The sequence below is a fragment of the Prevotella sp. P2-180 genome, assembly GCF_002251435.1.
Classification (GTDB): domain Bacteria; phylum Bacteroidota; class Bacteroidia; order Bacteroidales; family Bacteroidaceae; genus Prevotella.
This window is the reverse complement of sequence record NZ_NPJI01000091.1, coordinates 1-24,142: the sequence shown is the minus strand read 5'-3', so window position 1 is coordinate 24,142 and position 24,142 is coordinate 1. Positions and strand designations below refer to the sequence as shown.

General features: G+C 46.2%; 19 protein-coding genes. 8 read left to right on the top strand and 11 right to left on the bottom strand.

The annotated features are described in order from the left end of the window. Positions 1–65: 65 nt before the first annotated feature. The 7 genes from CIK98_RS13115 to CIK98_RS13085 form a co-directional block, all read right to left on the bottom strand. A complete protein-coding gene (locus CIK98_RS13115; protein ID WP_094385038.1) occupies positions 66–1,517 on the bottom strand; it encodes a Do family serine endopeptidase in 1,452 nt (483 codons plus the stop codon). 209 nt (positions 1,518–1,726) lie between these two features. Then, positions 1,727–2,764 (bottom strand): glycosyltransferase family 2 protein, encoded by a 1,038-nt coding sequence (locus tag CIK98_RS13110; RefSeq protein ID WP_094384955.1) that lies wholly within the window; start codon positions 2,762–2,764, stop codon positions 1,727–1,729. 10 nt (positions 2,765–2,774) lie between these two features. Continuing rightward, positions 2,775–4,115 (bottom strand): tRNA (N(6)-L-threonylcarbamoyladenosine(37)-C(2))-methylthiotransferase MtaB, encoded by a 1,341-nt coding sequence (gene mtaB, locus CIK98_RS13105; protein WP_094384953.1) that lies wholly within the window; start codon positions 4,113–4,115, stop codon positions 2,775–2,777. Between the two features lies 1 nt (position 4,116). After that, entirely contained in the window at positions 4,117–4,965 is an 849-nt protein-coding gene (gene nadC, locus CIK98_RS13100; protein WP_094384951.1) for a carboxylating nicotinate-nucleotide diphosphorylase, read from the bottom strand. Positions 4,966–5,002: 37 nt separating this feature from the next. Beyond that, positions 5,003–5,485 carry an outer membrane beta-barrel protein gene (locus CIK98_RS13095; RefSeq protein ID WP_094384949.1) on the bottom strand — a complete coding sequence of 161 codons (483 nt, stop codon included), beginning with the start codon at positions 5,483–5,485 and terminating at the stop codon, positions 5,003–5,005. 53 nt (positions 5,486–5,538) lie between these two features. Then, positions 5,539–7,005: a carbon starvation protein A gene (locus CIK98_RS13090; RefSeq protein ID WP_094384947.1), complete on the bottom strand. Its 1,467-nt coding sequence runs from the start codon at positions 7,003–7,005 to the stop codon at positions 5,539–5,541. Between the two features lie 24 nt (positions 7,006–7,029). Next, a complete protein-coding gene (locus CIK98_RS13085; RefSeq protein WP_094384945.1) occupies positions 7,030–8,496 on the bottom strand; it encodes a carbon starvation protein A in 1,467 nt (488 codons plus the stop codon). Between the two features lie 157 nt (positions 8,497–8,653). Here CIK98_RS13085 and CIK98_RS13080 point away from each other — a divergent pair, with 157 nt between their 5' ends. From CIK98_RS13080 to CIK98_RS13070, 3 genes are read left to right on the top strand one after another with little or no spacing between them, the layout of a single operon-like run. Next, positions 8,654–10,282 (top strand): glycoside hydrolase family 10 protein, encoded by a 1,629-nt coding sequence (locus CIK98_RS13080; protein WP_253249738.1) that lies wholly within the window; start codon positions 8,654–8,656, stop codon positions 10,280–10,282. Between the two features lie 5 nt (positions 10,283–10,287). Next, positions 10,288–10,869, top strand: a complete 582-nt coding sequence (gene ruvC, locus CIK98_RS13075) for a crossover junction endodeoxyribonuclease RuvC (RefSeq protein ID WP_094384941.1) — start codon at positions 10,288–10,290, stop codon at positions 10,867–10,869. Further along, entirely contained in the window at positions 10,853–12,334 is a 1,482-nt protein-coding gene (locus CIK98_RS13070) for an ATP-binding cassette domain-containing protein (RefSeq protein ID WP_094384939.1), read from the top strand. Before ruvC ends, CIK98_RS13070 begins: the two co-directional genes overlap by 17 nt. Here CIK98_RS13070 and CIK98_RS13065 read toward each other — a convergent pair whose 3' ends face one another. Next, a complete protein-coding gene (locus CIK98_RS13065; RefSeq protein WP_094384937.1) occupies positions 12,335–13,246 on the bottom strand; it encodes a glucosaminidase domain-containing protein in 912 nt (303 codons plus the stop codon). A 101-nt stretch (positions 13,247–13,347) separates the two neighbouring features. On the opposite strand from CIK98_RS13065, the gene CIK98_RS13060 reads away from it, so the two are divergent. Then, positions 13,348–13,818 carry a cytidine deaminase gene (locus CIK98_RS13060; RefSeq protein WP_094384935.1) on the top strand — a complete coding sequence of 157 codons (471 nt, stop codon included), beginning with the start codon at positions 13,348–13,350 and terminating at the stop codon, positions 13,816–13,818. A gap of 2 nt (positions 13,819–13,820) precedes the next feature. On the opposite strand, the gene CIK98_RS13055 is transcribed toward CIK98_RS13060, so the two are convergent. After that, positions 13,821–15,731 carry a sensor histidine kinase KdpD gene (locus tag CIK98_RS13055; RefSeq protein ID WP_141210544.1) on the bottom strand — a complete coding sequence of 637 codons (1,911 nt, stop codon included), beginning with the start codon at positions 15,729–15,731 and terminating at the stop codon, positions 13,821–13,823. Further along, complete coding sequence (locus CIK98_RS13050; protein ID WP_141210543.1) at positions 15,728–16,801, bottom strand: sensor histidine kinase KdpD; 1,074 nt, start codon at positions 16,799–16,801, stop codon at positions 15,728–15,730. Before CIK98_RS13050 ends, CIK98_RS13055 begins: the two co-directional genes overlap by 4 nt. Positions 16,802–16,970: 169 nt before the next feature. On the opposite strand from CIK98_RS13050, the gene CIK98_RS13045 reads away from it, so the two are divergent. Continuing rightward, a complete protein-coding gene (locus tag CIK98_RS13045; RefSeq protein ID WP_253249737.1) occupies positions 16,971–17,627 on the top strand; it encodes a hypothetical protein in 657 nt (218 codons plus the stop codon). Positions 17,628–17,694: 67 nt separating this feature from the next. Further along, on the top strand, positions 17,695–18,597 hold the full coding sequence (locus CIK98_RS13040; RefSeq protein ID WP_094384929.1) for a neutral zinc metallopeptidase: 903 nt from the start codon (positions 17,695–17,697) through the stop codon (positions 18,595–18,597). Positions 18,598–18,701: 104 nt separating this feature from the next. Here the strand turns inward: CIK98_RS13040 and CIK98_RS13035 are convergent, their stop codons facing one another. Beyond that, the gene (locus tag CIK98_RS13035) at positions 18,702–20,798 is read right to left on the bottom strand and encodes a M3 family metallopeptidase (RefSeq protein ID WP_094384927.1); all 2,097 of its coding nucleotides are present in this window, start codon (positions 20,796–20,798) and stop codon (positions 18,702–18,704) included. Between the two features lie 198 nt (positions 20,799–20,996). Here CIK98_RS13035 and CIK98_RS13030 point away from each other — a divergent pair, with 198 nt between their 5' ends. After that, on the top strand, positions 20,997–21,452 hold the full coding sequence (locus CIK98_RS13030; RefSeq protein WP_094384925.1) for a T9SS type A sorting domain-containing protein: 456 nt from the start codon (positions 20,997–20,999) through the stop codon (positions 21,450–21,452). 15 nt (positions 21,453–21,467) lie between these two features. After that, positions 21,468–23,747 carry a pectate lyase gene (locus tag CIK98_RS13025; RefSeq protein WP_253249736.1) on the top strand — a complete coding sequence of 760 codons (2,280 nt, stop codon included), beginning with the start codon at positions 21,468–21,470 and terminating at the stop codon, positions 23,745–23,747. Positions 23,748–24,142: the final 395 nt, after the last annotated feature.

Genomic DNA, 24,142 nt, shown 5'->3' with positions numbered 1-24,142 from the left:
TAAGAACACAAGACACTTTTTTATAATAAAGGAATTAACAAGTTGCGGGTTGTCAACTAAAATACTTACTCTTCCAAAGGCACTGCAAAATAGGCTTTGCGACCTGTAGGATAGATTCCTTGGATGTAGAGCACAGGTTCCTTGCTTGTGGATGCTTCTTTCACAACCCTTTGCAAGTCCTCGATAGTCTTTATGCTCTCGTCGTTGACTCTTTGTATGATGAATCCGCGGCTGATGCCTGCCTCAGACATCTTTCCTTTGTTCACCTTAGTCACCTCAAGTCCATAAGAGATGTTGAGCTGTGACTTCACTTCCTTTCCTATCTCGCGGAAGTTAGCTCCAAGTACATCTAGGTCAGCATGCTTCACTACCTTTGTGTTGCCTTGCTCGTTCTTCAATGTGATGGTCTCTGTCTGCTTCTTCTTGTCACGCATATACGTGAGCGATACCTTGTCACCTGGGCGTTTCTTTGCAATTATCTCCTGAAGCTCAGCCATGCGTGTCACTTTCTGTCCGTCGACAGCCACAATCACGTCGCCCTTTTTCAGTCCAGCGTCAGCAGCGGCTCCGTCGTCAGTCACCTTGTCGATGTACACACCTTCCATGGTGCCGAAGTCCACTTCTTTGCCTTCTTCTTTCTGCATGTCGATAAAGTTCTTCACATCGCCACCCTGGATACCGATCACTGCACGCTGAACAGTGCCATATTGCTTCAGGTCGGCTACAACCTTATTCATAATGGTAGTTGGGATGGCAAAACCATAACCGCTGTATGAACCAGTCTGAGAATACAGTGCAGCATTGATGCCCACCAATTCTCCCTTCACGTTTACAAGCGCACCGCCAGAGTTGCCTCGGTTGATAGCCGCGTCGGTCTGTATGAATGCCTCAACGCCATTTGCCCCAAGCGAGCGTGCCTTGGCGCTCACGATGCCAGCTGTTACGGTGTTGTTAAGTCCAAGAGGGTTACCCACGGCCAATACCCACTCGCCCACCTTTATGTCTTCGCTGTTAGCGATGGCGATGGCAGGAAGGTTTTTCCCGTCGATCTTGATGAGAGCGAGGTCTGTGTTTTTGTCGGCACCAACGATGCGTGCCGAGTACTCCTTATTGTCGTTGAGTGTAACGGTAAGTTCGTCAGCTCCTTCAACCACATGGTTGTTTGTCACGATATAGCCATCTGTGGAGATAATCACTCCCGAACCTGTAGCCTCACGTTTCGGAGTCTGCACCTGGCGTTTTTGTGTGCCGCCGTTTCCCCTTCCGAAGAAGCCGCCGAATGGGTCGGAGAAGAAGTCGCTGAACGGGTCGCTCTCTACGTCCACGGTCTTAATCTTCGAGTTCTGGACATATTTGATATGAACAACGGAGGGTAGAGCCTTTTCGGCTGCGTAAGTTAAGTCTACTGGCTGTCCTACAGCGATAGGAGCAGCTTCTGCCTTGTTGAAAGCTGCCACCGAAAAAGCGATGGCCACCAAGCTTAGAGCTGGTAAGATAAAATTCCAAATCTTTTTCATTATCATTAATTATTTTACTTAAAACTATTTCACGTTATTGTTTTCCGGGTGCAAAGATATGCGCAAAATGTGTTAATTGTGCATTTTGGGTCAATCATTTGTCGCAATTTAACAGTTCGATATTTGCAGTTAACGGCTGTTTGCTGTTACACATATAACATGAAATAAAAATTAACTTAATAATTAACGCAATTAGAGTTGACGAGTTGTCAACTTTTCACCAGGTCAATTATTTGACGGAATGTCTTGTTTCTTTTTATGTAGTACTGCCATAGTATGGAGATGCATATACGTTCTGGAACTGCGTCTACGTTGGCTGTGCTCTGAATAGTCTCCCGGTCGTGTCTGAAGTCGTTTTTCCATGCCTTGAATGCCATACGAGCCTTGATAACAGCCTTAAAATCGCCAATACTTCTTCCTAACACAAGCATTTGTAAGGCGGCAAGCCAATCGAGCAAAAAGCGCATTCTCATTACTTTCCGAAGTTCTCTGTCGGGAAGGTTTTTGTAGAGCATGGTAAGATTGTTACGGAAGTTTAAGTATGTCTTCATTGGATTGCTTTTGGGGAGCGTACCGCCGCCAAGATGAAACACCGCACTGTCGGGAATGCAGTATACCTTACGTCCGAGAAGACGAAGGCGCCAGCAAAGGTCTATTTCCTCGTTATGTGCGAAGAAGCGCCCGTCGAAGCCTCCTGCATTCCAGTAGTCACTACTGCGAATCATCATGCAAGCTCCTGTAGCCCAAAGAATAGGCATTGCAGTGTCATACTGCCCTTTGTCGCGCTCAATGGTGTTGAACACACGTCCTCGACAAAAAGGATAACCGTAAAGGTCGATGAAACCGCCACATGCCCCAGCATACTCAAATGAATCAGTGTCTATAATTGACAATAGCTTAGGCTGGCAAGCCGCCACGTCGCGATGTGCGTCCATAAACTCTACCAAAGGCTGAAGCCAATGATGTGTCACTTTCACGTCAGAGTTAAGCAGTACATAGTATTCAGCCTCTATCTGCGATAGTGCCTTATTATATCCTTCGGCAAATCCCCAGTTTTTTTCCAGTAAGATTACTTTTACCTGAGGATATTCACTGCGTAGCATTTCCACGGAATCGTCTGTTGAGGCATTATCGGCAACATATACCACAGCATTGTCCACGATAGAGTAATTTACCACATCAGTTAGGTATCGTCTCATCATGTCCACTCCGTTCCAATTCAGTATTACTATGGCTATTTTGTTCATCTCGTTATTATTAAATTATCCCCATCAGCGATGTTTTGTCGTGGTTGAAGTCACCAAGACATACTTCTATAATTTTATTGTCGTATTCTGGCTTTGCTTCTGCCGGTGGCAGTTCCACTCTTATGTAATTTTCCGTAAAGCCATGCATGGCCTTTCCCCTCGGGGCTTTTTCGAACAGCACCTTGGCTTTTTGTCCGATATGGCGGCTGTAGAAATCCTGTGTCTTAGCGTCGGAAAGTGCCAAGAGCCTGCTGCTTCGTTCTTTCTTTGTTATCTCGTCCACTTTATAGTCTATCTTCAAGGCTGCCGTACCTGGACGTTCGGAATATGGGAACACATGCAACTGTGTCACGTCGAGCGATTTGAGGAAAGAGTATGTCTCTTCAAAACACTCTGGGGTTTCTCCACGGCATCCCACCATCACATCGACACCGATGAAAGCTTCGGGCATGACTGTCTTTATGCGACGTATCTTGTCGGCAAAGAGCTGTGTGTCGTAATGTCGGTGCATAAGTTTCAGCACAGTGTCGCTACCACTCTGAAGTGGGATATGGAAATGTGGCATGAAAGCACGGCTATGGGCGCAATAGTCAATGAGTTCATCGGAGGCGAGGTCAGGTTCAAGGCTGCTGATGCGGAATCTTTCTATTCCTTCCACTTCGTCGAGACGCTTAACAAGATTCAGGAACGATTCGCCTGTTGTCTTACCGAAATCGCCGATGTTCACTCCAGTAAGCACAATCTCTCGTCCTCCTTCTGCAGCAGCCTCACGAGCCTGCTCCACTAGCGAGTCGATGGTGGGATTTCTGCTGAATCCGCGAGCAAAAGGAATGGTGCAATAGGTACAGAAATAGTCGCAGCCATCCTGTACCTTTAGAAAAAAACGTGTTCGGTTGCCTCTTGAACAACTCGGAGCAAAGGTCTTTATGTCCTTTGTCTTCACAGAGTAGTGTTCGTGAAGATGTGTCTCACGTGTTTCTCCAGCAGCCCATTTTTCCGATAGGAACTGTACGAGATTCGCTTTCTCGTTGCTGCCCAAAACGAGGTCAACGCCTTCAATGTTACTTATCCTCTCAGGTTCGAGTTGTGCGTAACATCCTGTTACTACAACGAAAGCCCCCGGATTGTTTCTCACCATGCGATTGATGGCTTGTCGGCATTTATGGTCAGCCACGTCAGTGACCGAACAGGTATTGATGAGGCACAGGTCGGCAGTTTCGCCTTTCTGTGCCGTCATCACTCCCATGTCGGCAAGCATTTTCCCGAATGTTGAAGTCTCGGAAAAATTCAGTTTGCAGCCAAGTGTATAATATGCCGCTTTCTTACCTTGAAAGGCTGAGAAATCTATCATATCAACAAGCCTTGAAACTCATGTCGAGTCCTTTCACTGAATGAGTCAACGCACCTACAGAGATGAAGTCGACGCCACACTCAGCATAATCACGCAGTGTATCGAAAGTGATACCTCCGCTTGACTCTGTTTCATACTTATGGTTGATTATCTCCACTGCCTTTTTGGTGTCGGCGGGAGAGAAATTGTCGAGCATGATGCGATCTACGCCACCACGGTCAAGTACCTGTTGTAATTCGTCAAAGTTTCTGACTTCGATTTCGATTTTCAGGTTTAATCCGTTTTTCTCAAGATAATCATGGCAACGGTTGATTGCATTAGCTATTCCTCCGGCAAAGTCTACATGGTTGTCTTTCAGCAATATCATGTCAAACAATCCGATACGATGGTTGCATCCACCACCAATCTTCACAGCTGCCTTCTCGAGCATGCGTAGACCTGGAGTAGTCTTTCGTGTGTCAAGCACTCGTGTGTTTGTTCCCTTCAGTCTTTCTACATATCGACTTGTAGTAGTGGCTATACCACTCATTCTTTGCATGATATTAAGCATGAGACGTTCTGTTTGCAACAGAGAGCGCACCTTTCCACTAACAATCATGGCAATGTCGCCCTTTTTCACCCTAGTTCCATCCTCCATGAGCACTTCCACTTTCAGTTCAGGGTCAAAACGTCTGAACACTTCTTTTGCCACCTCAACTCCAGCAAGCACCCCGTCTTCTTTTATTAAAAGGTGAGACTTGCCCATTGCATCTTCTGGTATGCAGCACAATGTGGTATGGTCGCCGTCGCCAATGTCTTCAGCAAAGGCGAGGTCGATAAGTCTGTCTACTAATTCTTCTACTTTTAGCATTGTATCTTTATTTAACGATTAAGACAATTAATATTTTCTACAAATACAATCCCACTCCCAGACGGAAGCCGATGGTGCTATAGTCCTTATGGCTCTTGAACGACTGGTTGTAATATATTTCCGGTTCTATCGTTACACAACGTCCGATAAAGAAGGCATAGCCCACATGAACGCTCGGAAGAAAATCATCGTAAAGGTCGCCAACATGAAGGTAGTTTACTCCGGCACCAAGATAAATGCCGTTCTGTTCTATATAATAGCGGGCACCGGCTCCTAACGACAACTGGGCTGGTACATCTGTGCTTTTCTTATATCCCACAGAACCGAGAACCATGACATTGTCCATGAAGAGATAACCACCCTTGGCAGACAAACCGAAGCTGGCCTTTTCACTGCCGTTGTAACTGAGATTAAGTCCAGACACGGAGACGTTTCCATACTTCTTTCCGGATTCAAACTGGGCATGGGCGGCAATGGCTACCATAATTGCCATTACTACAAGACATAGTTTCTTTTTCATAATTGATACTGTTTTTGTTTATAATAATTTATTTAGTTTCGCATTTGCCCAACTTATTTTCCCTTATGCTTCACATAACGCGAATGCCATATATGGAACCAACCGTAAGAGGCAATGAGAACTGCTACTCCTAACGGATATCCTACTGTCTCAGACATGCCGAAAGCCTGATGGGAAACGAAGAGGAATGTTGAACATACCGTGGTCATAAACAATGCCGGGACAAGAGTGATGACATACGGTTTGTCGTTCATTACAAGATATGCAGTTATTGCCCATAATCCGAAGACAGCCAAGGTCTGATTTGCCCAACCAAAATATTTCCAAACTACATTAAATCCGTCAGGATTGCCTATCTGCCAGAACAACAAGGCGAGACAGGCAAGAAACATCGGAATGCAGATAAGAAGGCGGTTGTGGATGCCCTTCTGCTCAAAGTGCAACGACTCTGCTATGATAAGACGGGCGGAACGGAAAGCTGTGTCGCCACTGGTAATGGGAGCCGCCACCACACCTAGCACTGCCAATATTCCACCTACCACGCCAAGCCAGTCTTCACACATAAGATATACGACCTTAGGTGCCGAAGTGGAAATACCAAGCTCTTTCGTGGCCTCAAACATGGTGTAGCCAGGAGTAGGGTCGCCATAGAAGAAATAGGAAGACACGGCTGCCCACACCAAAGCAACGATGCCTTCTGTAATCATGGCACCGTAGAATATCGGACGACCCATCTTCTCACTCTTCAGACAACGAGCCATCAAAGGACTCTGTGTGGCATGGAAACCGCTGATGGCTCCACAAGCTATGGTGATAAAAAGACAGGGGAACAGCTGGTCTTTGAACGAGCTGTCTACTGTAAGCGCCTTGTTGCCAAGACCATCCCAAATTTCCGGAATGGAAGGCCATTTCAATACCAACACTACCACAAGCGCAACTGCCATGAACAACAAGGCAATGGCAAAAAGCGGGTATATCCTGCCTATGAGCTTGTCGATAGGAAGCAAGGTGGCAATAATATAATATAAGAATATTAATATCACCCACATAGCTGTTGTGCCTCCAAACATCTCAAGAATCTCTGCAGGACTATACACAAACACCGAACCAAGAATCATAAGCAGGAAAACTGAGAAAAACAATATAGCCTTCTCAGCCTTAGTACCTAAATAACGCCCAACGATAGAAGGCAGGCTTGCTCCCTCGTTACGCATTGACAGCATTCCTATCATGAAATCGTGAACTGCTCCTGCAAATATGCAGCCGAATACTATCCACAGATAACTTGACGGACCAAACTTCGCGCCCATGATGGCACCAAAAATTGGTCCTGTACCAGCTATGTTCAGAAACTGGATAAGGAATACTTTCCAGTTTGGCATAACAATAAAGTCCACACCATCAGACTTGGCTATTGCCGGAGTCACACGGTCATCGGGACCAAACACCTTTTCAACAAACTTGCCGTAGGTGAAATAGCCTATGACAAGAGCTACAAGACAAATTGCGAATGATATCATAAGTTAATATTTAAAATTCTATAGTTAAAACTCCTTACCTTTATTATATCGTGCGTGCCACACAAGAAAAACACCCCAAATAGCGAAGGAAATGGCGAAACCGAGTGGATAGCCCACCTCCAGTTGGAAAGACAGCAGCTGGCGTGACACAAACAGATAGGTCATGCACACGAATGTCATGAACACAGCCGGGACGTATGTTATGATGTATCGCTTTTGTTCCTTAACGAGATAAACAGTGAGAGCCCAAAGAGTAATGGCTGTAAGACACTGGTTAAACCAGCCCAAATACTGCCAGAGAACTCCGAATCCATCGGGATTTGCCACCTGCCACATCAGTAACGAGAAAGTGCATAGAAACAATGGCATGGAAATAATCAGCCTGCGCTTCAGTGTACGCTGTTCTATCCTGATGAAATCGGCAATTATCAGACGTGCAGAACGAAGCGATGTGTCACCAGTAGTGATTGGCGCCGCCACTATTCCCAACAAGGCGAGTATTCCTCCTGTTATGCCTAGCCAGTCCTTGCACACAATATTCACCACATGGGGAGCTGAAGTGGCAAAACCATTGTTACCTACGAGAGAGAGTACCTCATAGCCTGGCTGGGGTGATGCGTAAAAGAAATAAGAACCGATGGCAGCCCAAATTAAAGCTACAATACCTTCTGTTATCATTGCACCATAAAAAACTGGACGTCCGAGACGTTCAGATGACATACAGCGCCCCATCAGTGGACTCTGTGTGGCATGGAAACCGCTTATTGCACCACATGAAATCACTATGAAAAGACAAGGAAAGATATTGTCCTTCCAGTCTGGGCTTACCTCCATGGCTTTGTTGCCCAACCCATCCCATATTTCAGGTATCGTGGGCCATTTTACCAGCATCACCACCAACATTGCTATGGCCATAAACAACAAAGAGATAGCAAATAGCGGATATATGCGCCCTATGATGTTCTTAATTGGCAGAATGGTGGCAATGAGATAATATACTAAGATGACCACTATCCAAAAGAACTCTGAGCCTACGATATTGCTTAGTATTGCGGCAGGGCTATAGACAAACACCGCCCCAACAATCATAAGAAGAAACACCGTGAGGACAAGCATTGCGACACGAACCTTTGCACCAAGATACTTGCCAATGACCTCTGGTAAACCAATGCCGCCATTACGCATCGACACCATTCCGCTGAGATAATCGTGAACAGCTCCTGCAAAAATGCAGCCAAACACTATCCACAGATAACTCGACGGTCCGAACTTTGCCCCCATGATGGCACCGAAAATAGGACCAGTACCTGCGATGTTCAGAAACTGAATCATAAAAATCTTCCATCGGGGAAGTGTTATAAAGTCTATGCCGTCAGCTTTCAGAACAGCAGGCGTGGGACGATCGTCAGGGCCGAATATTCTCTCGACCACTTTTCCGTAAAAAAAGTAACCTAAAACCAAGGCTACAAGACTGACAATAAAAGAAATCATATTTTTTTCAGTTGTTTTATAAATTCTTTGGTGCAAAAGTAGCAATTTAATTTGAAATATGAAAAAAAACTCATAACTTTGCAGCAAAATTTCAAAAAAAAGAATGAAACATACCACTTTTTTGCCAAAATATGCCCTAATTACAATAATGTTATGCATGGCAACAACATTTTGGGCTGACGGGAAACACGAGGTTAGGGCTGTTTGGCTTACTACCATTGGCGGGCTCGACTGGCCTCACTCTTACGCACAATCTGCCCATTCCATCGAAAAGCAGAAAAATGAACTCAGAGACATGCTAGACAAACTGCAACTCGCAAATATCAACACCGTATTGCTCCAGACCAGAGTAAGGGCAACCACCATTTATCCTTCCGATATTGAGCCGTGGGACGGATGTATGTCGGGAATACCTGGAAAAACGCCTGGATACGACCCTTTGGAATTTGCCATCGACGAATGCCACAAACGTGGTATGGAACTCCATGCTTGGGTGGTAAGCATACCTATAGGAAAATGGAACGGATACGGATGCCGACAACTAAGAAAGAAAAGACCGGATATTGTAAAGCGCATAGCCGACGAGGGATTCGTTAATCCGGAAAAGACGGCAGCGGCTGATTATATCGCTTCCATCTGCGCGGAGATAACCGAAAAATATGACATCGACGGCATTCACCTCGACTATATCAGGTATCCTGAAACATGGCAAGGACGAATTGACGTTGTAAAAGGCAGAAAAAACATCACACGCATCGTGGAAAAAGTGGCAACGGAGGTGAAGGCAAGAAAGCCTTGGGTGAAAATGAGCTGCTCGCCGGTGGGAAAGCACGACGACCTCGCACGATTCTCAAGCTACGGATGGAACGCTCGCACAAAAGTATGCCAGGATGCCCAAAAATGGCTCGCCGACGGACTCATGGACCAACTCTACCCTATGATGTATTTCCGCGGCAACCAATATTTCCCTTTTGCCGTAGACTGGAAAGAAAACGATTGTGGAAAGGCTGTGGCATCGGGACTTGGCATCTACTTCCTTTCACCCAAGGAGAAAGACTGGGACATAAACGTCTTGCGACGTCAACTTCACTTTCTCAAAGACGCTGGTTTAGGACAGGCTTTCTTCAGGTGTAAATTTCTGTTAGACAACGTAAAAGGCATTTATGATATAATAAAGGATGAAGTAAATGTCTTTCCAGCCATCGTTCCAGAGATACAATCGCCAAACAATGCTGACGATGTTATGCCTCCACTTTCGCTTCATCTCGTAAAGGGTAACGGTATCGACAGGCTTAGCTGGAACGATACAAAACCATACCCGCAGACCGATGGTCGTTACCACCTTTTTAATATATATATGTCGGAGAGTTATCCTGTCGACACTGACAATCCTTCAAATCTCATAGCCACACGATGGACGAAAACAAGTATCGACATTCCGGTGACTAACCGGCGTAAACCCATACACTATGCGGTGACAGCCACCAACCGCTATGGTCAGGAAAGCAAGGCCACCTGTACAGCAGCGCCAGCCACAAGCTCAGCTCTCGACGTTGAAGGCATGCTTCCATGCAACGGCACCACACTCCAACTCCCCCACAAGACAGAATCATCCGATGCCGAATATCTGGCAATAGAGAGCATAGCGGGTAATATCATTGCTACACTTCCCTACTCCACACAAGAAGCAAACGTGGCTTCCATTCCTGAGGGATTCTATGTCGTACGGTCTCTCAACAGAAAAGGGGCAAGCCACAGAATTGGGTTCTTCATAATAAAACGTTAAACAGAATGGAAAAAATAATATTGGGCATCGACCCGGGAACAAACATTATGGGATATGGTGTCATAAAAGTTAAGGACAACAAGGCCGAAATGGTAACCATGGGCATCATCGACCTTAGGAAGTTTGGCGACTCATACCTCAAACTGGGACATATCTTCGAAAGGGTGACTGGCATCATCGACGCTTATCTACCCGATGAAATGGCCATCGAGGCTCCTTTCTTCGGGAAAAACGTACAGTCGATGCTAAAACTCGGAAGAGCCCAAGGCACAGCCATAGCAGCTGCCGTTCATCATGGAGTGCCAATACACGAATATGCCCCGTTGAAAATTAAGATGGCCATCACCGGACAGGGACAGGCTTCAAAGCAACAAGTGGCCGGAATGCTGCAACGTCTTCTCAAACTTGACGAGAAAGAAATGGGCAGATTCATGGACGCTACCGACGCCCTTGGGGCCGCATACTGCCACTACCTCCAGATGAGTCGGCCAGAAACGGATGCCAAGCAATACCGAGGATGGAAGGATTTCGTAAACAAAAACAAAGAAAGAATAAATAGAAATTCACAAGATGCAAAGAATTATTGAAATTGAGAACGGCGTGACACGAATGCCGGAATGGCGACTTGCCAAACCAGTGAACTTCACTCTCGACGAGGGAGAACATATTGCAATAGTAGGCGGAAACGCAAGCGGAAAAACCATGCTTGTAGACATCATCACCGGGCGACACCCTCTGCTGATGAACGAACCGAAATACGACTTCAGGCCCAGCACACACGAACAGGCTTCAGAAAACATCAAATATATAGCATTCCGTGACTCTTACGGCGACAACGACGGTCAATACTATCTGCAACTACGCTGGAACCAACAGGAAATAGACAAGGAGACCCCTGTAGTGAACGACCTTTTGGAAAGGGCTTTCCTCTTGGCGGGAGAAGACAATGCCGAGCGCCGACAACTCCAGTCTCACCTCTACGACCTCTTCCATATTCGTCATCTGCTCGACAAATATATCATCTTGCTTTCGAGCGGCGAGCTGCGAAAGTTCCAGCTTACTAAGGCATTACTTTCAGATCCGAGGGTAATCATTATGGACAACCCGTTCATAGGACTCGACGCAGGTACACGCGACCAACTAAAAGCCCTACTCTCTACCCTTTCACAAGAAAGGTCGCTGCAAATTATCCTTGTTCTGTCTAAGACCGACGACATTCCAGACTTCATCACCCACGTTGTAGAAGTGAAAGACATGACTGTAGGCAAGAAAATGTCAAGGAAGGAATATGTAGAACAAAGACCAGCCGACCCGGAAAAAGTCCTTTCCGACAAAATGAAAGAGGCTATTGTCAACATGCCTTACCGTAACAACGAATACTCTTCAGACGAAGTGATAAAAATGAAAAAGGTGTGCATAAGATATGGCGAACGTGTGATTCTCGACACTCTCGACTGGACAGTAAGAAACGGAGAACGATGGGCTCTCGGAGGACAAAACGGTGCTGGAAAGTCCACCCTGCTATCGCTCGTCTGTGCCGACAACCCACAAAGCTATGCCTGCGACATAGCTCTCTTCGGACATCCAAGAGGTTCTGGTGAAAGCATCTGGGACATAAAGAAACACATCGGATACGTATCTCCTGAAATGCATAGGGCATACAACCGCAACTTGCCAGCCATACGCATTGTGGCAAGCGGACTTAAAGACTCCATGGGGCTGTATGTTAAACCGGACAAATCCGAATACGACATCTGCAGATGGTGGATGGAAGTGTTTGGACTGAAAGGAAAGGAGGACACGTCGTTTCTGAAACTCTCAAGCGGAGAACAGCGCCTCGTGCTACTTGCCCGAGCCTTCGTGAAAGACCCGCAGCTGCTTATTCTCGACGAACCTCTTCATGGTCTCGACAACCGCAACCGTCGCTTGGTGAAAGACGTGATAAACACCTTCTGTCTACGCCAAAACAAGACTCTCGTCATGGTGTCGCACTATCAGGAAGAACTTCCTGCTTGCATCGACCATCAGCTGACACTAAAAAGGCATGTCTGACTATCTTAGCCTTAAGCCCTGACCTACAACAATATTGTCGTATGGTGTCATATTGTTCATCTTATAGAGGTATTTCATGCGAATACCATAGAGCTGTGATATGGAGTACATCGACTCACCGGCACGTACATAGTGCAAGCGGTCTTTATAACTCTTCGGGGCTTTCTTGGCTTTCTTCTTCAGATAAACGATGTCGCCTTCTGACAGACTTGCAGAAACCGGCAGTTCATTATACGCAGCCAACTTACGTTCACTCAGGCCTATTTCCTTTGCTATCGAACTGAAAGAGTCGCCGCGGCGGGCCTTTAGGTAGTAGTTGTTGTTGAACTTATATATCGGGTGAGTCATACCGCCGGGAGCCACGCGGTCCTTTGTGGCAGATGCCAGGAAGCGGTCGTAGTGTTTTGCGTGATCGTATTCATAGAGTTTATACAACTCAATGATATTAATGAGTTTTGTGGCATAGCTGGGATTGGTGGCATATCCCGCAGCCTTCAGTCCCTGTGCCCACCCTCTGTAGTCGGTGTTTTTCAGGCTGAACAGGCTTTGGTATCGCTTTCCCGAAACCAAAAAGCGCGAATGGTCCTCATAGCTCTCGTATGCGTTGTTGTAAGCCCTGAAACACTCGTTGCTGGCATCGTCGTCGTGATATACTTTACGTCCCTTCCACCCGTGGCACTTTATGCCAAAGTGATTGTTGCCCTTCCGCGCAAGCTCACTCCTTCCCGCTCCCGACTCAAATAGTCCCTGGGCGAGAGTGATGCTGGCTGGTATATGGTATTTCTTCATCTGCTCTATTGCCACATCCTTATATTGGTCAATATATTGCTGGTACGTGGAGTTCCACTTCATTTGGGCTGTGGACATTATTGCGTTAAATATTAACGCTATGGTAAATAATGATTTTTTCATTCAATAAAACTACTATAAACTGTTATTCTTGTGCAAAATTATACAAAAAAAGCGAGTATAAAGAAGATTTTTATTAATTTTGCAAGAAAATTAGGTTTATTATGGAAGTAAAGACTATTTCAACAACATTCCACGTGGCAAATTTCGAAGAATTGTCGGAAGAAGACAGGATGCTCGTGGAAAAAGCCATCAGTCAGACAGAAATTTCTTACGCCCCTTACTCCCACTTCCATGTGGGTGCCGCCGTAAGACTTGACAATGGTGTGGTTCTTGGCGGCTGCAATCAGGAAAACGCAGCATTTGGTGTCTCCATGTGCGCCGAGCGGTCAGCCCTCTTTGCCGCAGGAGCCAACTATCCTGACGTGGCTGTCAATTCAGTGGCAATAGCAGCCCGCGATGCTTCAGGACTTCTCGCCGAGCCTGTCAGCCCCTGTGGCGTTTGCCGGCAAGCCATGGTTGAGACAGAGTCCCGTTACGGAAAGCCACTGCACATTCTGCTCTACGGAACGAGACACACTTTCGTCATCAATGGCATCAGCAGTCTAATGCCCCTTGCCTTCAGTACTTTCTGAGCCTACTCAACCACAACAATCAACAGGTCTTTCACTGTCTCAAGTGTAAGACGGTTAATATCATGTCTCATCAGTGTCGACTCGTCCTGACGCTGCAACAGGAGTGGACTGCCCTTTATTTCCACTTTCAGCCGTTTCCCTTCCTGAAAGACTTTCATACTTACGTTTCCGTTGAAATAAGGCAAATCGATGGTTCCCGTAAGCATGCTGTCGATAACCTTTTCAAGCCTTGGGCCGTCGAAGTCGAAACAGAAGGAACTTACTTCCATTGAGTATGAGTATTGTGCTTCCGGCCACCTAAGCCTTGCCTTAGCCACAGAGTCACTACACAGAGCCACAAAGTCGTGATTAGAAATTTGCCATTTAGTCATACCCGACTCAAGCCGAGAAAGATCGAGCACTCCGGTCACTAAAAACATGAGGCGTTCAGTATGATGGTTGATGGCCTCTGCGGTTTGCGACCGTTGTTCCACTGTCATGTTGTCGTCGTCAACAAGACTTTTCGTCATTGTCATCACTTCTTTAAGCGGATTGCGTATAGCAAGGCTCATGGTATTGAAGAAATTCTCCTTTTGCCGGTTATGCTCTTCTGCTTCGGCCAACGCGTCAGCTGTTTTTCTTTCCGTTTTCTTGAGTCTTACATAAGTAGCCATTAATCTCTGCATTATTACTATCAGTATTGCCACGACGAGTAGCACAATCACCATACCCACAAATCCCATTCTTCCCCTAAGCAGTTCCTCCTCAGCCTTTAAAGAGTTCACCTTTCCCATGTTTTGTAGTTCTTCAGTCTGCTCGTTCGATATTAGCTTGCTTATGGAGTCGTTTGCATGGCGTATTTGCCTATAAATCTCCAAGGCTTGTCCATACTTCTTCTGCCTGTAGAATATGTCGGCACGCATTATTAGACAAGTCAAGAGGTTGCTCATTCTTACATTAATCTTCTCCCCTACCTTCATGGCTTTATCGTTAAGTAGGATGGCTTCGTCAAGCATTCCTCGGCATGTTCTGTTATAACAAAGAGCATATAAGTAAAGAGGTTTGTATGGCGGATAGGTGAGACGGTCGTAGAATACTTTGCCTTTTGCCTCATGCTTGGCGGCTTTGTCGAAATCACCCACATATGACCAGTAAAGGATATGACAATATTCCACAAAAAGGCGATGGTCGTTGAGTGTTATGTCCATGCCAGGAGCCAAAAGCAGCATTTTGTCCATCACTATGTCAATTTCCTTTAGGGTCTGGCCCATTCTGTCGAATCTTTGTACAAAAATATTATAGTCGAGGCTATGCATAAGCACGGTGAACTGCATTTGCAGGTCGTCATTCTTATACATGGTTTTCATGGCCTTTTTCAATACATCGTCAGCCTCATGCCAACGATAAGTGCCTATGTAAATCTGCGCCATTATGACATATGCTTTTGTTATGCCAGAGTAATCTTTGAGTTTTTCAGCTTCAGCCAGCATCATGTCAGCCTGGTCAAGGGCATATTCATACCTTCTTGAGAATACGAGTGAATTGATCATGGTATACTGCATTTCAAAATACATACGCCAGCTCTTTGCCTTTCGTGCCACTTTCATGCCACGCCTTGCCCAATACTCCACACTATCCAGACTTTCGTCGTACATATAATGATGGTTTACGATGAAAGCCAGGGCGTTGGCCTGAGTAGTGTCAATATTCAGTCTCTCCGCTTCTTCAAGTAGCAGGTATGCATCGTTCACTCCGTCGGGCATAAGCTGTGAAACGGTAACCAGTTCTGACAGTTTCTCAAGTCGTTTTATGCCGTGAGGCAGTTTTGTCGCTTCACGTCGCAAACTGTCCACCTTTGCCTTCTCTGCCTCCTGTCCGTCAACTCTTCCGAGCACGCACAATAATAAAGAAAGTATTAATAACAGTTTTTTCATGGTTTTTTCTCCTTTCTTTCCAATGGATGTGTGAAGCAGAATCTTGCTCCATCATGATAATCCGGGTCTACCCATATCTTTCCGCCAAGACGTTCGATAATGAAACGACAGATAGAAAGCCCAAGTCCTGTGCCATTGTCGCTTTCATTTGCTTTCTCAAAACGGTTGAACACCGCCTCCCGTTTCTCCGGGGCTATGCCGCACCCAGTGTCGGTCACAGCAAAACAAGCCATATTGCCGTCAGAGGAGAGACTCAGGGTGATGGAGCCTTTCTCTGTAAACTTGCTGGCATTTACTAAAAGATTGATGAGCAACTGCTGAAGACGGGCCTCGTCGGTAACAAGCGGCAGCGAGGATAATGTGGTTGAGAACGACATTGTTGCGGCTGTATGCTTTACCTTGTTGACTGTCTCCACCACGTTTCGGCAAATATCCACAGCATCATGGTTGCCTATCGAAAACTGCATCTCATTGTTTTGTCCTAATGAAAAGCCGACCACGTCGTCTATGAGTTTCAATAGTAAATTGGAGTTCTGGCCTATTACTTCCTCAAACTGCTTACGTGTTGCCTTGTCGAGACTATTATCGGCAAGTATGGTCGAAAATCCGGCTAAAGCGTTCAATGGCGTACGTATCTCGTGACTCATATTTGAGAGGAAAAGATTTTTCAGACTTACCGAATTCTCTACCATCTGACGTGCATGCTCAAGACGGTTTTGCGAGTCAACAAGTCGTCTGTTATACCTGCGCAGCAGAAAAAGGCCCGTCAAAAGCAGTCCAATAACTACAAGACCTCCGAAAACTACAAATAATATGAGGATATTACGTTGCTTGTTGGTACGCAGTTTCTGTTGTACCACTTGGTTGGCGGCACGTTCCTTGTTTACTTTCGCTATATAGCTCTGAACACTGGCAGAGTCTACTGTAGCTATCTCTTTCCTGTACCTGTCGCATTCCTCTTTTAAAGTTTTCGCCGAAAGGCTGTCACTATTTGTGTCAGCAGCTGTCATTGCCATTGGAAAGACTATCAAGTAGAAGAGTGTAATTATCAATTTTGATAATAATCTCATAAGATAATATTTATTCAATCTGCTGTTTCTTAAAATGATTCGACTACAAAGTTAAGCTAAAAGAATGAAATAGACAAGAAAAAAATGAAAAAGTTTCAATATTTTTTTGGTGAATAGACTATTTATTGTTATTTTTGCAACATTGTTGAACAAAATTGCACATTTATTCATGAGAAATATCCTTTTTTATGTGGTTTTTCCTCTTCTGTTCCCTATGGCTGCCGATGCCCAGGAGATAAAGCCCGAGACAATGGTCGACGATACCTATTCGCGTCAGCCGTACAACATTAATTCTGATATTATCCACGACATTACATCCGCCACCGACACTCTTCACCTGCCAGACCTTGACGATCGTGGCAGAGTGATATCACATTCTTTCTACCCCTACTATTTTGGTGGTTCGTGGAGCAACTGGCGACTTCACGAAGGCCTGAACCTCAGTCTTGGTGCTTCCATATTCTCACAAATAGGTAAGCACGCCTATGGTGGCGTCGGTTTCTCACAAAATCTGTCGGCACAATATGCCATGGCTCTCTCGTCAAGACTCTCTTTGGCCGTAGGTGGATATTTAGACAACATGTTTTGGGCCAACTCCACATTCCGCGACGCTGGACTCACGGCTGTGCTCGGATATAAGTTTGACGAACACTGGGAAGGGTATCTCTATGGTCAAAAAAGTATAGTCACAAACATACCTATACCTTTATATATACAGGAGCTCAACGACATGGGCGACCGGATAGGCGCTGCCATAAGATACAATTTCAACCCCAACTTCAGCGTACAGGTATCTATAACGAGAAGTTATAACGGGAAGTTATAATACATTTGGTCCCCATAACTCTCCAATACCCCATAACAAATACAACTCTTGAATAATAAATAGAAAAATGAAACTTGACGGAAGAAGAATGAGCGACAATATTAGCGATCGTCGCGGTGAGAGAATGAGCATGGCTGGAGGTGGTCTGAGCTTGCTTAGGCTGCTTGCAATACTGCCTGGAGGAATAAAGACTAAACTCATAGGACTGGCGGTAGTGGCGGCTGTGGTGGTGGCCACACAAGGCACATCGGGACTGTCGGGACTGCTGGGCCTTTCAGGACCCCAAACAGAACAAAGGCAGTATCAAGGCACACCTGAGGAACAAGAACTCTATGAGTTTTCAGCTCAGATACTTGCCGGAACAGAAGACGTGTGGACCGAACTGTTTGAGAGAATGGGAAAACGGTATATACCACCAAAAATGGTGATATACAAGGATGCAGTGCAGTCGGGCTGTGGAAATGCCACATCAAGCACAGGACCATTCTATTGCTCTGCCGACCAGACTGTGTATATCGACCTCTCGTTTTTTATGAATATGAAACGACAGATAGGAGCCGATGGCGATTTCGCCTACGCTTACGTCATAGCCCATGAAGTGGGACACCACGTACAATACTTACTTGGCGATCTCGACCGTATACATGAAAAAATGGCATCAGCAAGCGAGAAGGAAAGCAACAGGCTCAGCGTGCGTTTAGAACTGCAAGCCGATTTCTATGCCGGAATTTGGGCATATCACGACAACCGCATTTTCAGCAGTCTTGAAGATGGCGACATAGACGAAGGTCTCGATGCGGCACGCAAGATAGGCGACGACTATCTTCAGAAAAAAGCTCGCGGCTACACCGTTCCCGACTCCTTTAATCATGGTACGTCGTCACAGCGTAGCCGCTGGCTAAAACTAGGAGCCCATAGCGGCGATCTCTCCCTTGGCGACACTTTCACGCCGGAATACAGTAGCCTGTAGGAGTAGATGCAAGTCTTAACAACTCAAGTTTAGCATGGGCTCAAATATTACTTCTTTTACTTGCAAAGTTGAGTTACTATTCATAGTTAAAGAAGCCGAGATGTTTATTTCAGCCCTCTGTTTTTCAGCAGAGGCTCAACACTTGGTTTCTTGCCACGGAAATTGACATACATGTCCATGGCATCGTCGATACCGCCGGGAGTGAGAATATACTTACGGAACTTCGACGCCACTTCCTGGTTGAAGATGTCGCCAGTCTCCTTGTAAGCTTCAAAGGCGTCGGCTTCGAGTACCTCTGCCCACATGTAGCTGTAGTAACCTGCTGTATAACCGCCACCCATGGTATGGTTAAAATATGTTGTGCGGTAGCGGGGAGGAATCTGACTGAGAAGACCACGGTCAACAAGCGTCTGACGCTCAAACTGAAGAAGGTCGAAATCGTTTGGAATACTTGTCAACACATGATAGTCCATGTCGAGCAGAGAGGCAGCCACATATTCCACAGTGGCGAAACCCTGACCATACTTCCCGCTCTTGTCAAGCTTCTCCACTAGTTGCTGAGGCATTGCCTCGCCAGTCTTATAGTGCTTTGCATACACTTTCAGCACCTCAGGCGCAAAAGCCCAGTGCTCGTTCACCTGCGAAGGTAGTTCCACAAAGTCGCGGGGAACATTCGATACACCAGCATAATGAACATCCTGGAAGAACTGATGCAGGGCATGGCCAAACTCGTGGAACATAGTGCTTGTCTCGTCGGCACTCAACAATGCAGGTTCGCCGGCTGCCGGTTTGGTGAAGTTGCAAACTATGGTAACTATAGGTATCACCTTTTTCCCGTTTTCGTATGTCTGGTCGCGATAAGTTCCGCACCATGCACCGCCACGCTTTGAAGCCCGCGGGAAGAAATCCATGAAGAGAATGGCAAGACGGCTTCCGTCGCGGTCAAGACATTCAAAGGCCTGTGCGTCTGGATGTGGCAGCGGCACATTTGATATTGGCTTCAATGTGATGCCATAGAGACGGTTGGCACAATAGAATAGTCCGTCGCGCACGTTCTCAAGCTTCAGGTATGGACGGAGCTCGTTTTCGTCGAAGCTGTACTTAGAGCGTTTGGCACGGTCGGCATAGTAACGCCAGTCCCAACCCTCCGACTCAAAGTCGCGTCCGTCTTTCGCCATCTCTGCCTGTATGTCGGCCAGTTCCTCCTTAGCCTTGTCGAGGGCAGGATGCCACACCTGGTCAAGCAGTTCGTAAACTGCCTCTGAGGTCTTTGCCATACGGTTGTCAAGAGCCATCGAGGCATAGTCTTTGTAGCCCATGAGCTGAGCCTTCTGCAGACGAGCCTTCACCAGCTTTTTCACCACTTCGCGGTTGTCGTTGGCGTTGCCGTTGGCACCACGGCTGATATACCCCTTGAACATACGCTCGCGCAACTCACGTCTTTCAGAATATTGAAGGAATGGCATTACACTTGGATTGTGAAGCGTAAATACCCATTTCCCATCCATCCCGGCCTCTGCAGCCGTTTCGGCGGCATTGGCCACAAGAGCCTTAGGTAGCCCGGCAAGGTCGTCTTTGTTGTCTATCACAAGCCTGAAGGCGTTGGTCTCTGCAAGCATGTTCTGTCCGAAGGCTACCTGAAGCATTGATATCTCCTCGTTAAGCTTTCTCAGCTGTTCCTGTTTGGCGGCGTCAAGGTTAGCACCGCTTCTCACAAACGACTTGTAGGTTTCCTCGAGCAGTTTCTTCTGCTCCTTATCGAGATTCATCTGCGACTGGTTGTCATACACATATTTCACTCTTTGGAAAAGAGCGGCATTCATCGTGATGTCGTCACTATGACGTGACATCATAGGCGAGATCTCGCGGCTTATGGCCTGCAGCTCGTTGCTGGTGTTGGCACTGTTCTGTCCATAGAACACACTTGCCACCTTGTTGAGCAACTGACCGGAGCGGTCGAGTGCGGCTATGGTATTGTCAAACGTAGCCTGACGCTTGTTGTTTACAATGGCAGCAATCTCCTTGTTGTGTTCTTCAATGCCCTTCACAAAGGCAGGCTTGTAATGCTCTGCCTTTATCTGCTCAAAAGGCGGTATGCCAAAAGGCGTTGAATACTTTGCAAGGAAAGGATTTCCTCCCTTTGCCATGGCGCTTCCACAAACCATTGCAGCTGCGCAAACAGTAATAATTGTCTTTTTCATCGTGTTTTGGTCTTAATGGTATATTAATTTTGAATTATCGAGTGCAAATATATGAATAATGTTCCATATATACAAATATTTCGTGAAAAAACATTCATTGTGTTCCTTGGTAAACGTTTACGTTAATATTACATGCTGTGATTGTTGCAAATAAAGCTTTTTTCTGTATCTTTGCCGAAAAATTCAAATAACAACATTATGAGGAAACTATTTACTACTTTGGCCATGACACTGGGATTGGCCATGAACTGCATGGCGGAAGCCGTGCAAACCATCATTGTCAACGGAATTCAGGTGTCTGGGAAAAGCATTGTGACTATGACTTTCGAAGGTGACAACGCTGTGTTGGAATATTCAGACATGACCTCTGAAAAAGCTCCAATAGAACAGGTCTGCATCTTGCTTAGCTACGATGCAACGGATGTGAACGGCTTGAGGGAAACCATGTTCACATACAACGGACTGGTGGACGACATGCTCGTCGTAAAAGGTCTTGAAGACCAAACGGATGTTACCGTCTACGACGCCACAGGAAAAGTCAAGGCTAAAGGCAAGGCCAATGCGGGAGAAACTCGCATCAGCATGAAGGGAATGGCTCATGGAATATACATGCTGAAAGCAGGAAAAGCTATTGTTAAGATCTCAAAGAAATAAAACAAGGAGGAACTGATGATGAGAAAACTGATATATACACTCGTGGTAATGGCTCTCACCGCAATACAAGGCAGCATGGCACAGACAGCCGACCACTCGGTGAAAAGAGACCTCACAAAGTCGCAAATGACCCTGAGAATGAACAACAACGAGGTAAAATACTACAACCTCGACCAACTGAAGACAGTGGCGTTTGAAGGCGACAACACCATGGTGACTACCACCGACAACACTACAGACACCTACACGAAAAATGTGGGACGACTGTCGTTCTCAAAAACACAGGATGGGTCCCAAGCAAAAGCCTCGTTCGACAACACCACAGGAAAGGTGGCCATAAAAGAGGCTAAGGGATGGCTCGAGTCGCTGTACATGACATGGGACAAGACCGAAGAAGCCGAGTCTTACAATATATATATAAAAGGCGGACAGTACAGCACCTATACCAAGGTCGATGGCCAGCTCGTAAGAGACTACGGCACATACGGACGCGTAGACATACCAGGACTGAAAGCTGCCGACGACTACGAGGTGAAAGTAGTGCCTGTAAAAAATGAAACAGAAGTGACAGACGCCGCAAACGTGGCTTCCGGATTCAAGGTGAAAAACTACAGCCGTGAGGGATTTGCACACCTCAACTATAGCGGCATCGGCGCATATAACGACGATGGAACACTGAAGTCAAACGCCAAGGTGCTCTACATCACTTCCGCCACTGCAAAGACAGTAACCACAAGCGTGCTAGTCGACAAGACGCAGAAAGAAGTCACAGGCCTGCAATCCATCATCGATGCCTACCAAAAAGGCACCGACACCACCCCACTTGCCATACGTATCATAGGCAAAGTGACACTCGACGACCTCGACCATATCTCAAGCTCCGCAGAAGGACTTCAGGTAAAGGGACGCAACGCATACTCGGAGATGAACATCACCATCGAGGGCATTGGAGAAGATGCCACAATAAGCGGGTTCGGCATATTGGTGAGAAACTGCAAAGGTGTGGAAATGAGAAACTTCGCCATCATGCTCTGCTTGGACGACTGCATCTCGCTCGACACCAACAACAGTAACATTTGGATTCACAACATCGACCTCTTCTACGGCAAGACCGGTGGCGACGCCGACCAGGCAAAGGGCGACGGCACCGTCGACCTCAAGGGAGGAACAAAATATGTGACCATAAGCTCCAACAGATACTGGGACTCGGGAAAATCTTCACTCTGCGGCATGGGTGACGACGAAGCCAACTACATCACCTACCAAAACAACTGGTTTGACCACAGCGACTCACGCCACCCGAGAATCAGGTGCATGACCGTACACATCTGGAACAACTACTACGACGGAGTGGCCGAGTATGGCGTGGGAGCCACTACTGGCTCAAGCGCATTCGTCGAGGCAAACTACTTCCGCAACTGCAACAAGCCTATGCTCATCTCCATGCAGGGAAGCGACATCAACAACTCTGAGCACAAGGGCACATTCTCAAGCGAGGACGGTGGCATAATAAAGTCTTTCGGAAACATTTTTGCTGAAAAGTCAAGCAACTTCAAATATGTCACTTACCAGCAGGACAACACTGAGTTTGACGCTTACGAGGCTAAGGAAAGAAACGAAACCGTGCCCGCTGGTGTAAAGGCCAAGCAAGGTGGAACAGGATACGACAACTTTGACACCAACAACAGCCTTATGTACACCTATGCAGTTGCTGACGCCACCGACGTGCCAGCCAACGTGACTGGCTACTATGGAGCCGGACGACTCAACCACGGCGACTTCGCATGGGACTTCACCGGCAAGGACTCTGACTACAACTTGGACTCAGCACTGAAGTCTGCCCTGGAAAGCTACAAGTCATCACTCGTGAAGATATTCGGCGGCGAGGAACTTAACGGTGGCGGAGAAACTGGAGGAGAAACTGGAGGCGAAGAAGGAGGAGAAATGGAATCCCTCATCACTTGCCACTTCACCGGCAAGACCCCGTCAAACAATTTCTTCACCATCTCCGGAAACTACAGCAACACCAAGGGCACCGCAACTGTGGACGGAGTGACCTATAAAGAGTGTTTGAAGATAGAAAGTTCCACATCCATTGCCTTCACTATAACCGAAAAGATGACTATGACTCTCTATTTTGGTAGCGAAGACACTAATGTAAACATTAAGGTGGACAAAAAGAAGATTAGCGGCGACACTGCTACCAAAACCCTTGTCACCACCTTAGAGCCAGGCCCCCACACTCTTACCAAGGGCGACACCTGCAACCTTTTCTTCATCAAGTTAGAGAAGTAATACCCCTCTAATTTGCAGGGCGGCATGTTCATTTATAGAAAGATTGACAAAGTATGTAATTGCTAATTTGCTATTTTACTTATTATAGTAAAATAGCAAATTAGCATTCATCTCCGAACAAAAATCCATGTCCCCTAAAAAAAATGACATTTATTTATCGTCTCGAAACCATGCTTCTTCGGCGGACACCTGATGAAGGGCTCACAAACTTCGAGGCTTACTTCACCCTAACGCCATTCTAAACCATCAGCACGGTGTTACTACCAAATATTTTAATAAAAAAAAAATTGCAAGGCATAAAAACGATTTGCGAGCAAATTGAGCAAAAGCAAATTGAGCAAATTGTTTTTTTAAATTGTTACAGAATGGTTTCAAATTAAAAGTATAATATATAT

Coding starts and splice junctions, on each gene's coding strand:
- CIK98_RS13095 (WP_094384949.1), bottom strand. CDS start 5,485: ATGAAAAAGAAACTATGTCTTGTAGTAATGGCAATTATGGTAGCCATT.
- CIK98_RS13060 (WP_094384935.1), top strand. CDS start 13,348: ATGGAAGTAAAGACTATTTCAACAACATTCCACGTGGCAAATTTCGAA.
- CIK98_RS13080 (WP_253249738.1), top strand. CDS start 8,654: ATGGCAACAACATTTTGGGCTGACGGGAAACACGAGGTTAGGGCTGTT.
- CIK98_RS13050 (WP_141210543.1), bottom strand. CDS start 16,801: ATGAGATTATTATCAAAATTGATAATTACACTCTTCTACTTGATAGTC.
- CIK98_RS13030 (WP_094384925.1), top strand. CDS start 20,997: ATGAGGAAACTATTTACTACTTTGGCCATGACACTGGGATTGGCCATG.
- mtaB (WP_094384953.1), bottom strand. CDS start 4,115: ATGATAGATTTCTCAGCCTTTCAAGGTAAGAAAGCGGCATATTATACA.
- CIK98_RS13045 (WP_253249737.1), top strand. CDS start 16,971: ATGAGAAATATCCTTTTTTATGTGGTTTTTCCTCTTCTGTTCCCTATG.
- nadC (WP_094384951.1), bottom strand. CDS start 4,965: ATGCTAAAAGTAGAAGAATTAGTAGACAGACTTATCGACCTCGCCTTT.
- CIK98_RS13025 (WP_253249736.1), top strand. CDS start 21,468: ATGATGAGAAAACTGATATATACACTCGTGGTAATGGCTCTCACCGCA.
- CIK98_RS13055 (WP_141210544.1), bottom strand. CDS start 15,731: ATGAAAAAACTGTTATTAATACTTTCTTTATTATTGTGCGTGCTCGGA.
- CIK98_RS13065 (WP_094384937.1), bottom strand. CDS start 13,246: ATGAAAAAATCATTATTTACCATAGCGTTAATATTTAACGCAATAATG.
- CIK98_RS13110 (WP_094384955.1), bottom strand. CDS start 2,764: ATGAACAAAATAGCCATAGTAATACTGAATTGGAACGGAGTGGACATG.
- CIK98_RS13115 (WP_094385038.1), bottom strand. CDS start 1,517: ATGAAAAAGATTTGGAATTTTATCTTACCAGCTCTAAGCTTGGTGGCC.
- CIK98_RS13035 (WP_094384927.1), bottom strand. CDS start 20,798: ATGAAAAAGACAATTATTACTGTTTGCGCAGCTGCAATGGTTTGTGGA.
- CIK98_RS13090 (WP_094384947.1), bottom strand. CDS start 7,005: ATGATATCATTCGCAATTTGTCTTGTAGCTCTTGTCATAGGCTATTTC.
- ruvC (WP_094384941.1), top strand. CDS start 10,288: ATGGAAAAAATAATATTGGGCATCGACCCGGGAACAAACATTATGGGA.
- CIK98_RS13070 (WP_094384939.1), top strand. CDS start 10,853: ATGCAAAGAATTATTGAAATTGAGAACGGCGTGACACGAATGCCGGAA.
- CIK98_RS13040 (WP_094384929.1), top strand. CDS start 17,695: ATGAAACTTGACGGAAGAAGAATGAGCGACAATATTAGCGATCGTCGC.
- CIK98_RS13085 (WP_094384945.1), bottom strand. CDS start 8,496: ATGATTTCTTTTATTGTCAGTCTTGTAGCCTTGGTTTTAGGTTACTTT.